Source organism: Flavobacterium sp. CYK-55, assembly GCF_018413465.1.
GTDB lineage: Bacteria > Bacteroidota > Bacteroidia > Flavobacteriales > Flavobacteriaceae > Flavobacterium.
Genome location: NZ_JAHCDK010000008.1, coordinates 1 through 15,025, shown reverse-complemented (window position 1 = coordinate 15,025; position 15,025 = coordinate 1). Strand labels below are relative to the sequence as shown.

General features: G+C 37.8%; 6 protein-coding genes. 2 read left to right on the top strand and 4 right to left on the bottom strand.

What is annotated here, in order from left to right; all coding sequences use genetic code 11:
* Genes asnB through KIH23_RS09435 form a run of 4 tightly spaced genes read right to left on the bottom strand, consistent with a single transcriptional unit; the run spans position 1 to position 5,597 of the window.
* A complete protein-coding gene (gene asnB, locus KIH23_RS09450) occupies positions 1–1,818 on the bottom strand; it encodes an asparagine synthase (glutamine-hydrolyzing) (protein ID WP_213213241.1) in 1,818 nt (605 codons plus the stop codon).
* Between the two features lie 4 nt (positions 1,819–1,822).
* The gene (locus KIH23_RS09445) at positions 1,823–2,956 is read right to left on the bottom strand and encodes a glycosyltransferase family 4 protein (protein WP_213213240.1); all 1,134 of its coding nucleotides are present in this window, start codon (positions 2,954–2,956) and stop codon (positions 1,823–1,825) included.
* Positions 2,953–4,185: a lipopolysaccharide biosynthesis protein gene (locus tag KIH23_RS09440; RefSeq protein WP_213213239.1), complete on the bottom strand. Its 1,233-nt coding sequence runs from the start codon at positions 4,183–4,185 to the stop codon at positions 2,953–2,955. The genes KIH23_RS09445 and KIH23_RS09440 overlap by 4 nt, the downstream gene beginning before the upstream one ends.
* On the bottom strand, positions 4,182–5,597 hold the full coding sequence (locus KIH23_RS09435; protein WP_213213238.1) for a D-glucuronyl C5-epimerase family protein: 1,416 nt from the start codon (positions 5,595–5,597) through the stop codon (positions 4,182–4,184). The genes KIH23_RS09440 and KIH23_RS09435 overlap by 4 nt, the downstream gene beginning before the upstream one ends.
* A 573-nt stretch (positions 5,598–6,170) precedes the next feature.
* Between KIH23_RS09435 and KIH23_RS09430 the strand changes: the two genes are divergently transcribed.
* Together KIH23_RS09430 and KIH23_RS09425 are read left to right on the top strand one after the other, a co-directional pair.
* Positions 6,171–9,545, top strand: coding sequence for a CotH kinase family protein (locus KIH23_RS09430; RefSeq protein WP_213213237.1), 3,375 nt, complete (start codon positions 6,171–6,173; stop codon positions 9,543–9,545).
* Between the two features lie 187 nt (positions 9,546–9,732).
* Positions 9,733–15,025 (top strand): putative Ig domain-containing protein (locus tag KIH23_RS09425; protein WP_213213236.1); only part of this gene is annotated, 5,293 nt, incomplete at its 3' end.

The following is a 15,025-nucleotide window of genomic DNA, read 5'->3' as shown; positions in this document are numbered from 1 at the left end:
TTATGCGTTTTTAAACCAATAGTATAAAGATAAAAGTAGAAAAATCTGCTTCTCTTTATTGATTCCTGATTGATGAATTTTAAAAAAATTAAGAACCTCTTGCTTATCAAAGATTTCAAAAAAAAGACTGTTACTGCTTTTTAATTCATTATAATAATCTGCGCCCATGTCTCCTTTAAACCATTCGCGAGTTGGAGATTGAAACCCTAACTTCTTGCGATTAACAATACTCTCAGGTAATATTGTTTTTGCAAATTCCTTATGAATATATTTTCCGACACCATTTTTAATTCTGTATGAATATGGGAGCGACTCAATAAATGCAATCAATTCTGTATCTAGCAAAGGAACACGTGTTTCAAGTCCAAAATTCATCGAAACTTTATCGGTATATAATAATAAGTCATCTGCTAAATTCATTCTTGTATCTATGCTCATCATTGCTTCTACTCCATTCTTTGATTTGCAATCCAACAACTCATAAAAATAGGCTATCCTCTCATAACTTCTTTTATCTGAACGACGCAAAATCTTAAAGATTTCATCATCTCCAAATAGTGTATATATTTTTTCAAATCTTTTAATAATATCATTCTCTCCTAAGGCATATAGCGATCGGGCTAATTGCTCGTTTCTTATTTTCTTAGAAAAGGGCATTGCTAAATCAAACATTATGTTGGGTACATGTTTTCGATATATTTCTCCTTTATATCGGGTATACCCGCCTAACGGCTCATCGGCACCCTGACCCGTAAGCACAACTTTCAATGTCTTTGCAACCTCTTGATTTAAATAATACATTGGCACGATTGAAGTAGTGCCTATCGGCTCTTCAACAATTTGGCTTATCTTTTCTAGACCTTTCCTAAAATCATCTTTGGTAATGGTAATTTGATGGTGATTAGTACCAAGTATCAATGAGGTTTCACGCGCATGTTCAAGTTCGTTTACCGCATCATTGTCTTCAAAACCTACGGTATAGGTTTTTACAGGGTTTTTTGAATTTTGCTGAACAAAATAAGTTACCAAAGCCGAATCAACACCTCCGCTAAGTAAAGTCCCAATCTCAACATCGGCCATCAACTGACGCTTAATTGCCTTTTCAAACAATATTCCGTACTGATCTATTGCCTTGCTAAAAGTCGTGTTGGTATTTATTGAAACTGTTTTAATATATGAAGAAATTGAAGCCTCATGTGTGTTGAGATCAAATTCCAAAACATGTCCAGGTCTCAACTTTAAAATGTTAGAATAAAGCGTATCAGGTGAAGGATTGTACCTTAGCTTGAGTAATTCGGAAAGGCTGTCTTCGTCTAAGTTGTGTGTAACCATTTTTTTTATCGGCCTTATCTCTGAAGAAAAAATAAGTTTGTTTCCTGACAAATAATAATACAGTGGTTTAACACCAAAAGGATCGCGTGCTAGATATATTTTTCCTTTATTCCTATCTAAGAGACCAATAGCAAAAATTCCATTAAAATCAGAAACGCCTTTAATACCATGCTGTGCAATATAATTGATAATGGTTTCTGTATCAGAATGTCCAGCAAAATCAACATTCTGTATTTTTTTTTGTAAATCTAAATGATTGTAAATTTCTCCATTGAAGATAATACTAAACTGATTGTCAGGAGTATTCATGGGCTGGTTTCCTGATGGCGATAAATCTACAATAGAGAGTCTTCTGTGTCCGAAACAAATTGTATTATTATGAAATTCATACTGTTGAATTTCTCCATAATCTGGACCTCTGTGCTTTATGCTATCTAAAACAGCATTGTTAAAATTAATGTTTATTGCTCCTAAAATCCCGCACATTTCATTATTGGTTTACGATTTTTTTTAATTGCTTTAGTTCTAGATTACCTACTACGGGAACGTTTATCTGTTTTATATATTCCTGACCATTAGAAATAATCGCATTAAAAACTTCTTGTTGTTGTGTTATATGAACTATTTTATTAGCCAAATCTATTACATCTCTACCTAAAATACCTGTAACATTGTCTTTGATAAATTCTTTGCGTGAAGAATTATCGTATGCAGCTACCAAAAGTCCTGAAGACATTGCTTCAAGCATAGTTACGCCTTGTGAATCAAAAAGGGTGGTTGAAATAAAAAGATCGTAGGATAAAAACACTTGTTTCATGGCCTCACGATCTAGAAATTTTGGAATAATAGTAACTCTTTCCTCAAGATTCTTTTGTTTGATTACTCTAAGATAATATGGAATTAAAAAACCCTCTCCATAAATTGTTAATGTATAATCTTTAGGTAGTTTTTCTAGAACCATAATAGAGTCTAAAATATTATATACTTTACTGGAAAAAGACCTAATACTAACTAGTCTCCTTGGATTAGTTGCAATCGTTTTTGGAGTTCCAAAAAAATCTGTATCAATTCCGTTGGGAATAATTGTATAGTTGTTAATCTTCATGCGAAGATTTTCTTCTGCATTTTGTTTCATCCAAAGCGACGGAAAAATAATAATCGTGTTTGGTCTTGACTGTGTTTGTATGAGAAAACGTCTCATCTTTGGAATAACATATACGTTTTTATAAAAGAACTTGATCATCTGCTTTATGGACCAGTCAAAATCAAAGCCGTATTGTTGGTACCTCTGAACTTCTGATCCATGCAAATAAATTGCAAACGCTTTATTGTTTTTCTTTAAACGGTCATAAACAATACTTCCGTCAGCTGCACTAAATGGGTATAACTGTAAAAGATGTAAATAAGTAACATCGTATTGATCGAGTTGATTAGCAATGTTACTAGTTGAATCACACAAAACCCGAATATCATCAATAATATATTCAGTTTTTTCACTTGATGGAACCAAAACAGTCACATCTTGATTCTGACTTTTAAAATATAATGATCGAATGTGAACAAACATATGATTATATGGCTGTTCTGGTTTAGGATATCTTGAGGTCAGTATTGCTATTTTCATTTAACTTTAGATAAAAACCATTCTGACAAAAAAACAATACCTATAAAAACGGCCAGATTAGATAATAGGTTTGTTGAAATAGCACCTAAAGTTCCACATTTTGGCAACAAAATAATGATTGAAGCAATATTAGTAATTGCGCCCAAAAGCATAATTACAAAACGATGTTTTTGTTTATCAATAACCACTAATAGCATCTCATAACCTGAATACACGAAACTAATAAAAATGATTACTAGCACACATATAAAAGACTGATGAACCGTTTCGGTATATTCTAAATCAGTAATGAGTTTAACAATTACTTCTCCAAAATAATATACAATACATAAGACACCTGCAAGCAAAGCAGAAAAGGGCCAATGAAGCCATTTGAAAGTCGCTCCAATCCGGTTAGTTGGTGTTTTTTTTAGCTGAGCTAACAAAACTTGCGATACGGCAACGTTAACCAATGCAAATGGAGCTGTCAAGATTAACAATGCTCTGTATTCTCCATAAGTTGCTTTGTTGATAACATAAAACAAAATAAGCATCCCTCCTTGAGCATATGAAGCTGTAACTATTTCTTGTAAACCGAAAAAAAATCTATTAGCGCATCCTTCTTTGAAAGAGGTTAATGTGTAGTTTTTAAATTGAAAGATGTCATTGTCTTTTAATATTATTGAATATTTAAATGCAAAAACAAGCATTAACCCGTTGATTAATATGAGCAACAAAAACAATAAAAAAACAGGTATTTGTCCAACAAAATAAAGCTCTGACGCTAATAGAAAAATCAGAATTGAAAAAATACTGTAAATTTTCAATTCAAAAGTGAAATTACCAACACCTTTTAAAAATGAAAAAACAACTGTATTTAAACTAAATATAAGACTCAAAAGAATTCCGAGAGGAATCAAAGAAGCATTTTCAAAATGTGGACTAATCAAAAAGTATACTCCATAAAAAGACATTATAGCTGTGAATATAAAAAATATGATCTCAATAGAAACCGCTAATTCTTTGATTCCATTTTTTGAATCTTCAGCCTTATTTATTAAATAAACTGAGCTCCCAAACGGAAGCACAGAAACCAAAAAATTTGAGATTGAAAAAACAAAAGAAAACACAGCAAACATTTGAATACTCAACACCTTCAAAAGTACGATTGTCAATATCCATCGGGAGCCAAACTGAAGTCCCTGAGATAAATTATTTAATAAAATGTTTTTTAAGTAATATTTTGTCATTTAAACGGATCGCTTTGTCTAGCAAGATTCTCAATGATTTCTATCTCCTGAAAACGGTCATAATGAATATTTATTTCTCGAAGTGCAATAAATCCTCCATCGCGAGAATCTAAAAATTTTATTTTTACAGCGCTTCCGTTTTTTGGTGTTGGTAAGTAATAGGTTTCGATATAGGTTTCAAAATTATCAGTTTTGTAATAATTTCTATTTCTAATGGTCATTTGATAGGCATCACAGACCTTATTCCAATCGTTGTTTTGATAAACGTATACTTCAAAATTTCTAGGTAGCGTGTTTTCAGAAATTGCATAAAAAGTTATCGCTCGGATGTTAGTTTTAATACTCTCATTTCCTACAGGTGAAAAATTAATTTGTAAATCAGTCGGAAACTGATTTGTACTCCAATAATTTCCCCAGCTCCACAACTCATCATTGAGTTTGTTGACCCCAAAATTTATTGGCTCAATTGTACTTGAAGCAATAATTTGTGAAAATTTATCTATATTATAAAAATCTGTAACTTTTCCTGTATCATACTTTAAAAATTTGAGCGCATATTCTTTGAATATACTTTCATTTGTCCAAATATAAAGTGTTAGTAGCTGATAAATCACCAGTTCGTGATAATGATCCGGGTCTTCATTAATGGCAGAAGCAAAGACCGGTAATTCACCAACCAATTTGCTGTAGTATGAAGTGAAGGCTGCGTCATATTGGTTTATTTTTACTTTCAAACTGTTAATTCCAATATCAAACAATCTCTTAGCTTCAAGGTCCTCTGTTGTTTTATAAGCATAATACAAGCCCGACAAAGAAAACATATATCCGTTGAGAACGTGAGAGTTAGGGTCAGGATATTCTTCGTAAAAAGGTGTTCCGTCCCACATGCTCTTTACACCTCCGTCTTCGATTAAAACATCAAATGATTTGATCATTTTTTTTGCAATTTGCAAATACGATTTGTCATTCGTGATTGAATATGCCTCTATCATCATGCCTATACAAAAACTCTGTGCCATTGAGGATTGGCAAGGTGGATTTAAATTGTATGGTGTAACTATAAAGTCATACTGAAGAACAGCAAAATCGTCTATATAAACCATGTGGTCTTTAGCAAAATTTACAATATCTAAGAAGGTTTTCTTGCTGAATTCACTTTTTGTAGTAACATAATTAGCATAGTAATGCAATGCTATTTGTGTATATTGAATTGGATAATACTCATATTTGTTGTTATATAATAACATGGGTATTCCGTTTTCATCTCGATGAACGTTGTTGAATTTAGCAACATTTGAGTTTACAAATGGGAAAATTGGAGCAAAATCACTTTCTTTTTCATCAGAACTACAAGCTATGCCTACAGAACCTATCACACACAAAAGCAGCAATCTTAATATAATTTTTTTCACAATTTTCTGAATTAAATTAATTTATTAAAACCCAATTGTTTTGACCTAACAAAAGTGACTTTTGATTTATCTTATAATTGTTAATATTCTTTTAAAGAAAAACTCTTGAAATATTGTTCTCCTTCTAAATACTTTACAATCATCACAATTGCTCAGTCATTATCTTTTCAGCGATATATAAATATTGAAAAAAAAAGAGATCGCAAAAAAGAATCATCCTATTACATTTTTCTTAAAAAGAATGTATAATAATCGGAACTAATGAATTTCAAAACATGCAAAACTATTTATTTTAATTAAAATCTATGTTATCCTCTTCCAGAATTTAAAAAGTATTTACTGTTAAAGTTTTGCGTATTCTGAATTTTTTATTTCCGAAAGTTATGATTATCAACAATTACCCATTAGGTTTGAATACCTTCTCAATTCCTTTAATATTCATGCTCGTTTTAAATGCGTTTTCTGTTTTTCCTGCACTTCACAGACTATTTTCGCTTTGTATCGATAAAATAAAGCCGTTTGTTAACAATTATTATAGTTTTACGGCCTATTAATCAATACTTTAAAAAAGTCATGAAAAAATTTTCCCCAATTTTTATCACATTGCTTTTATTAACCTTCGCTTTTTCGACCTATGCTCAAGGTGTGGTCATCAACGAAATTCTCGAAGCCAACACCACCGTAAATGTCGATGAAGACGGCACCCATCAAGACTGGGTAGAACTCTTCAATAACGGAGCAACCGCTGTGAATCTTACCGGTTATGGCCTCAGTGATGACACTGCTCTTCCGTACAAATGGGTTTTTCCAAATGTTACCCTAGCCCCGGGCGGCTATCTATTGGTTTGGTGTTCTGACAAAAATCGCATTGATGCGGCTCAGCCCTTACACACCAACTTCAAGCTAAGTTCTGCTGGTGATAATGTGGTTTTGACCAATACTTCGGGGGTGACTGTTGATATGGTTCCGGCAACAGCTTCATTACAAAACATTTCTTATGGAAGGCTTCCCAACGGAACGGGGCCATTTAAATTCTTTGCCGAAGTAACTCCAGAAGCTGTCAACGCAACAACAGGTTATGATGAAGCATTAACACCTCCAACGTTCTCACAAGAAGCCGGTTTTTATGTCAATGGTTTCAACCTCAGTATTACAACGACCGTTCCCGGAGCCACCATTTTGTATACTTTAGATGGTTCAGAGCCTAAACTCTCGAATTTAGGAGGAACCACCTACAGCTATAAAAATCAATATCCATTTGCACCTGGTCAAGTTACCGGACCATTGCTTAACCAAAGTTTCAGAACTTTACAATACAGTGCGCCCATTAGCATCGTAGATCGTTCATCACAACCCAATAAAATTTCAGCCATCTCAACTACTTATGATTTTAATCCGACCTATATTCCGGCAAGTCCAATTTTTAAAGGAACTGTAGTTCGTGCTAAAGTAGTAAAAGCAGGTGCGCTTGACAGCCAAACAACAACTAAATCATATTACATATCTCCTCAAGGGGCTTCCAGATTTTCTTTACCTGTGGTCTCATTAAGTGTAGATGAAAACTTGCTTTTTGATTACAACCAAGGAATTTTGGTGGCCGGTGTTGATTTTGACAACTGGCGTGTGGCCAATCCGAATGATGAAGCACCAACCATTGGCGAGGTGGCCAACTTCTTCCGCCGTGGTAGTGAAACTGAAAGAAACACCAACTTTACTTATTTTGAAAATGGGATTCCTGTGCTTAATCAGAACATCGGACTGCGCATCCACGGAGGCTCATCGCGCGTAGCTCAGAACAAATCATTCGTGTTCTATTCTCGCTCAGATTATGGTGACGATACAATGAGTCATCAGTTTTTTAATGACAGAAGTTTTGACAGCTTCCAAAGCATTGTGTTGCACAATTCCGGAAACGACTACAACCAAACCATGTTTCGTGATGCTCTTTGTCATCAATTGCTCAAAAACTTGCACATCACCACCAAAGGATGGCAGCCCACGGTTACTTTTCTCAACGGTGAATATTGGGGAATATTGAGTTTCCGTGATAAAATTGACGACAAATTCTTCAATCGCGTATACAACATTGCCTCAACTGACATCCAAGTTTTAGAAAACGAATATTGGATTGTTGAAGGCGGACAAACGGCTCAAGATGATTACTACACGCTTGTTGACTATATGGAAGGGCACACTTTGAGCGATCAGGCCAACTACGATTATATAACAACACAATTGGATCCAGAGAGCTTTAAAGATTATTACATTTCGAATATTTTCTTAGAAAATGCCGATTGGCCGGTAAACAATATTTATTACTGGAGAAAGAAAACCGCATCATACATTCCTGATGCACCCTACGGACATGACGGAAGATGGCGCTGGATGGCTCATGATATGGATGACACCTTTGCCATTTCAAACAGCGATATCACCTTAAATAGTTTGGCAGATGCAACAGCCGAAAATGGTCCAGGCTGGCCAAATGCTCCTTGGTCAACTTTATTCTTGAGAAGAATGCTTGAGAATCCTGGATTCAAAACTGATTTCATCAACCGATTTGCCGATTTGCTCAACACTACTTTCTTAACTTCAAGAATGTTGTCAAAAATGGCCGAAATGAAATCAACTTTAGACCCTGAAGCGCCCGGACAATTTACACGTTGGGGTGTACCAGAAAACAATGGTGACTGGAACTATTTCTTAGGAAAACAAACCACGTTCATCAACCAACGTCCGGCCATTCAAAGAGATCACATCCGCGGGAAATTTGGAATTGCCAACAACATCAACGCAACACTCAATGTGTCTAATACAGCGTATGGTTATGTGAAAATCAACACCATCGACATCAAAGAAGGTACAGATGGAATTTCGGCCAATCCATATCCGTGGACCGGAGTTTACTTCTCAAACATTCCGGTAAAATTAAAAGCAATTGCTTTGCCTGGTTATGTGTTTAGCCACTGGACGGGTGCCTCATCAAGCACCGCCGATGAAATCACTATTACTTCAGCAACTAACTTTAGTGTAACAGCAGTATTTATTCCTGAAACAACTGCTTCAAGCCACCCTATTTACTATTGGATGATGAATTCGGCTATTGCCAATAACCTTCCGTTACAAACATTAAATACAACATACAAAGCCGGAACAACCGATGGTGTTATTGAATATCAATCTTGCTTGGTGGGTTATCCGTTTACATCACTTGATCCAAATTGGAGAAAAGCTTCAATGGAAAGAAGAAACAGCCCAACAGATATTAACTATCTTCCGGAGCTTAACAATAATTTACCTTTCTTGACCAGTGATATGAAAGGATTACAAATCAAAGAACCATTACAAAGCGGAAGTCTTGAAAACACGATGGTTTTTAATTTCTCAACCAGCGGATACAGAGATATTGCGTTTTCTTTTGCTGCCATCAACGAGTTAACCAACGCAACTTCAATTATAGTAGACTATTCTACTGTAGCAGGATCACCTGCTTGGTCAACTGCCGGATTGAGCTCTAGTACATTGGCGCTCGGAAGCGGATATGCCTTGTACCATGTTGATTTTAGTTCGATTGCTGCAGCAGATAACAATCCGAATTTTAAAGTTCGTTTGCGTTTTGCCGGAACCAACATGACTGCTGATACCGGAGCGCGCATCACCTTCAACAATATCGCCGTTGAGGGAATTGCTTTACCTCTTGCTGTAAATCAAGTTGTTGAAGATGCGTTTTCGGTTTTCCCGAACCCATTTACGGATGAGATTAACATCATTGGCGTTGGCCAAAACCAAGAAGTTACATACGAAGTTTACGGTTTAGACGGTCGAATGATTAAAGCCGGAAAACTCGATAACGCACAAGCTAATTTAGCAGATATTCCTAGCGGAATATATCTACTTCAATTGCACAGCGAAGGTAAATCTGAAACTAAAAAAATCATCAAAAAGTAAATTCTAAACTTAAATTATTTCAAGGTGAAAAGAGGAGACATTTAAAGTGTTCTCCTCTTTTTTTATCGATGAAACTCAAGTGCTTATTATAAAAATGCTGTTCATCGACTATCTGGGCTTTGTGCCGAAAAAAAAACGCTCATGGTTTCATTATCAATATTTTTACATCCCAAAGAGCAAACAAACCATGAAGATTTTTACACGATCATTGATCGCCTTATTTCTATGGGCGACTATCTCAGAAGTTCAAGCACAAAACATTGTCATCAATGAGCTTCTAGCCTCAAATACCGCCTCAATTCAGGATGAAGATTCAAGCCGAGAAGATTGGATCGAATTATACAACAACAGTTCAGTTTCGGTGAATCTTTCGGGCTATGGCCTTAGCGACGATCCGGCTTTGCCTCTGAAATGGACTTTCCCAAATGTAACTGTTGCAGCGGGTCAGTATTTAATCATCTGGGCTTCTGACAAAAACCGAGCAGTTGCCGGTCAGCCGTTACACACCAATTTTAAAATCAGCGGTAGTGGTGAAGCTTTATACCTGACAAATCCTTCCGGAACTACAATAGATAGTGCGCCGGCGGCTAATTTGCCTGCGAATGTTTCTTATGGGCGTCTTCCGAACGGAACCGGCCCTTTTGTGTTTTTCGGAACACCTACACCCAATACAGTTAACGCAAGTACAGGTTATTCGGGTACATTGAACACGCCGAATTTTTCACAGAATGCAGGTTTTTATACCTCCGGATTCACGTTGAACTTATCTACCACAGAACCAGGAACCACCATTTTGTATACCTTAGATGGCTCTGAACCTGATGAAAACAATCTTTCCGGAACCACTTACACCTACAAAAACCAATACATTGAAACGCCTGGGCAATCCAGCGGACCTTTCCTCAACAACAGCTACCGTACTTTTCAGTATTCGGCTCCGCTGAGCATCACAGATCGAACTTCACAGGCCAATGATTTGGCAGCTATGTCGTCAACTTTCAGCTTTAATCCAACTTACATTCCGTCGTTTAATGTTTTTAAAAGCACAACGGTTCGAGCTCGGGTGGTTAAACCAGGATATTTACCGAGTCCGATTGTGACCAAAAACTATTTCATCACTCCGTTAGGCAGCAGTAAATATACCTTCCCGGTAGTGTCTATTAACTTAAACGAAGACCGATTTTTTGATTACAATACCGGAATTTTTGTGGCCGGAAAAGATTTTGATCTTTGGCGAGCGGCTAACCCGAACGGAAGTGCTAAGTCAAGCAAACGCGGGAATTATTATCTAGAAGTAGATGACGAGCGCAGTGGTAACTTTAGTTATTTTGTCAACGGTAACGAAGTGGTTAACCAAGAAGTCGGATATAAAATCCGCGGTGGTGTTTCGCGTCGTTTTCAAAGTAAATCTCTTTCGGTTTATGCTCGTTCTGATTACGGTGATGACGATTTGGACTATAATTTCTTTAGCAATTTACCCTATACCGCTTATGAACGTTTGACCCTTTCAAACTCAGGTGGTGATTTTACCAGCACCATGTTCCGCGATGCTTTTTTACATGATTTGTGTAAAGAACTCTACCCGGAAAAAGAAGCTTATCAGCCCGCTATTGCCTTTGTTAACGGCGAATATTGGGGTATTCTTAATTTACGTGAGCGCTTTGACGACAACTATTTTAAACGCGTTTACAATACTTCGGCAGTAGATTTTCTAGAAAATGACAGTGTTGTTAAAGAAGGTGATACAGCACATTACACGGCCATGGTCAATTATCTCAATAATAATTCTCTGGCCTCACAAGCTAATTACGATTACATCAAAACACAGGTCGATCCTGAAAATGTAGCCGATTATTTCATTGCCAACATCTTTTTTCAAAACGAAGATTGGCCCAACAACAATATGTTCTTTTGGCGCAACAAAATAGCGGCTTACAATCCGGCAGCGCCTTATGGACTTGACGGAAGATGGCGCTATATGTTTCACGATATGGACAACTCTATGTCGTTTGTTTTTGGTGATTACACCTCAAATACATTGGCTGTAGCTACCTCTGTTGATACACCTCCCTACTATCTAAATCCGGCTTATTCAACTTTGGTTTTGCGTAAATTACTTACCAATATCGGTTTTAAAAATGATTTTATCAACCGATTTGCTGATTTACTCAATACTTCATTTTTAAGCAGCAGAACCACGGCTCGTTTGAACGAAATGGCCGCAGTGGTTCGACCAGAAATTACCGCTCATTCAGCCCGATGGAAAGCGCCTTCGAGTTTAAGTTCATTTGAGAGTAATGTTGAATATGAAGAAGAGTTTTTATCGCATCGACCAGAAATACAAAGAGACCACATTCGATCCGTTTTTTCGATAGATTCAAACATCACAGCATCACTCAATGTTAATGATGTGGCTCAAGGCTACATCAAAATGAATACGATTAATATAGTTCAGGGAACACCGGGTATCACAGCGGCCAATCCGTATCCGTGGACGGGGATTTATTTCAAAAACATTCCTGTAAAACTAAAAGCCGAAGCCAAACCGGGTTATATTTTCTCACATTGGTCAGGCGCATCAAACAGTACCAATGCAGAAATTACCTTAACTCCGTCAGCGAATTTTTCAATTACTGCGCACTTTGTGGCCGACACAAATACTGATGTTTTTGTTCCGATTTATTTTTGGATGATGGACGGCAACATCGTCAACGGAGCGCAACTCACCAGTTTGAATACTACATATGAACTCGCTGCCGATGGTGTAATTCAATACCAATCGTGTTTGTCCGGTTATCCGTACCCTTCAGGAAATCCGAACTTCGGAAAAGCGTCTATGGAGCGTCGCAACAACCCGACAAGCATCAACTATCGTCAATCGGTCAACGGAAACATCGCTTATGCCTCGAGCAATATGCGCGGTCTGCAAATCAAACAACCTTTTCAAAGCAACGGCCTAGAAAACACCATGGTTTTTCAGTTTTCAACCGCCGGATACAAAAAACCTAAATTTACTTTTGCTGCGGTTGATGAAGGCGCGGCCAGCGGAATATCGGTAGATTATTCGGTCAATGCCGGAACACCGATTTGGATTACTACTGGTTTGACATCAACTTCGTTAGCATTAACATCAACTTATCAATTATTTACGGTTGATTTTTCAACGATTGCCTCGGCCGACAACAATCCGAATTTTAAAATCAGATTCCGTTTTACCGGCTCAAATATGACCGCTGATAATGGCGCGCGCGTTACTTTTAACAACATTGCAGTCGATGCGGTTCAACTTAAATTGTCGTATCCTTCACCTAATTCATACACCGTCGGAACTGCTATTACCGCTTTATCGCCCACCACTTCTGAAACGATTCTTTCTTATAGTGTGTCACCAGCTTTACCGGCTGGATTAACACTTAACACATCAACCGGTGTCATCTCAGGAACGCCAACTGTGGTGAGCCCAACCACAACCTATACCATCACCGGAACCAAAGCTAGTGGAAGCGTTACCTTTGGTGTGGTCATCAACGTGAATGAGGCCGCTCCGAGCAATTTGAGTTATCCGTCACCGAATGTCTTTACGGTAAATTCAGCGATTCCTAATTTAAACCCATCGGTATCAGGCGGAGCAGTTTTGAGCTATAGTGTTTTACCTGCGCTGCCGAATGGTTTGAGCATGAATGTGCTCACTGGAGTGATTTCAGGAACGCCAACAGCCGAACAAGGCGCATCAACTTATACAGTTACCGCTACCAATTCAGGCGGTTCTGCTTCATTTGGCATCGTGATTTCAGTCAATGATGTTGCTCCTTCAAATTTAAGCTATCCAACACCGAATATCTTTACCAAAAACACCGCCATTAGCAACCTAACGCCAACTGTTTCGGGGGGCAGCGTTACATCATACAGCATTGCGCCGGCGCTTCCGAATGGTTTGAATTTGAATATTTCTACGGGTGTCATTTCAGGAACTCCGGCACAAATCAGCAGCATTACAACCTATACAATTACAGCGGCCAATGCTTTCGGATCGACAACATTTGATCTGCAAATTACCGTAAAAGATATCGCGCCTTCTGCCTTGAGCTATAACTCTCCGAATATTTTTACCAAAGACGTAACCATCGGCAATCTGAACCCAACGGTTTCAGGCGGAGCGGTAGTTCAATATGTTGTAAGCCCGGCGCTTCCGGCTGGATTATCTATTGATGCAACAACCGGAATCATTTCAGGAACACCAACGAATATTACATCTTCAGCTACTTATACTGTTACGGCTAGCAATAGCGGAGGCTCAGCTTCATTTGGCGTAGTTATTACCGTGCGCGATGTGGCCCCTACAGCTTTAAGCTATCCAACACCCAATGTATTTGTCAGAAATACAACTATTACTCCTTTGACACCAACGGTATCGGGAGGAACTGTGGTTAGTTTTAGCATCAGTCCATCTTTGTCTTCAGGTTTGAGTTTGAATACTGCTACCGGCGTGATTTCAGGAACACCCACGGCTTTAAGAACTGCAACCAATTATACCGTAACTGCAACCAATACCGGTGGCTCAACGAGTTTTATTGTAAACATAACTGTAAATGAAACTCCACCAACAAATTTGAGCTACAACACACCCAATATTTTTACCCGGGGCACGGCCATTACCGCTTTAAATCCGAGCGTTTCAGGCGGCGCGGTAAGCTCGTACAGCATTAGTCCAAGTTTGTCGGCCGGTTTGGTATTTAACACCTCTACCGGACGTATTTCGGGAACACCGTCGGCGATTCGCGCTACAACCATCTATACCATAACAGCAACTAATTCTGGCGGTTCAACTTCATTTGATGTGAGTATTACGGTGAATGATATTCCGCCGAGCAATTTGAGCTACAACACACCTAATGTCTACACGCGCGGAACGGCTATTGCCAACTTGAATCCAACTATTTCAGGCGGACCAATAACCGCATACAGCATTAGCCCGAGTTTGTCGGCGGGCTTGAATTTCAACACCAGTACCGGACGTATTTCTGGAACACCTTCGGCTATTCAGCCATTAACGGTATATACAGTTACGGCAACTAATTCAGGAGGTTCCATATCTTTTGATGTGAGCATTACCGTTAAAGATATTGCGCCGACTAATCTCAGTTATAATTCACCAAATATTTATACTGTAGGAGTTCCGATTACTCATCTTCATCCATCGATTTCAGGCGGAGCAGTAGTCAACTACAGTATTTCGCCTAGTTTACCAAGCGGATTGACTTTTAATACCGCAAATGGTGAAATTGAAGGAACGCCTAATGTAGTTTCATCGACAGCAATTTATACAGTGACAGCCTTCAATTCCGGTGGATCAACTTCGTTTGGAGTTTCGATAACGGTGAATGATATCGCGCCTTCAACTTTGAGTTATACATCTCCGAATGTGTTTACCGTTGGAAGTCCGATTGTAGATTTGATTCCGAATTTCTCAGGAAATGTGA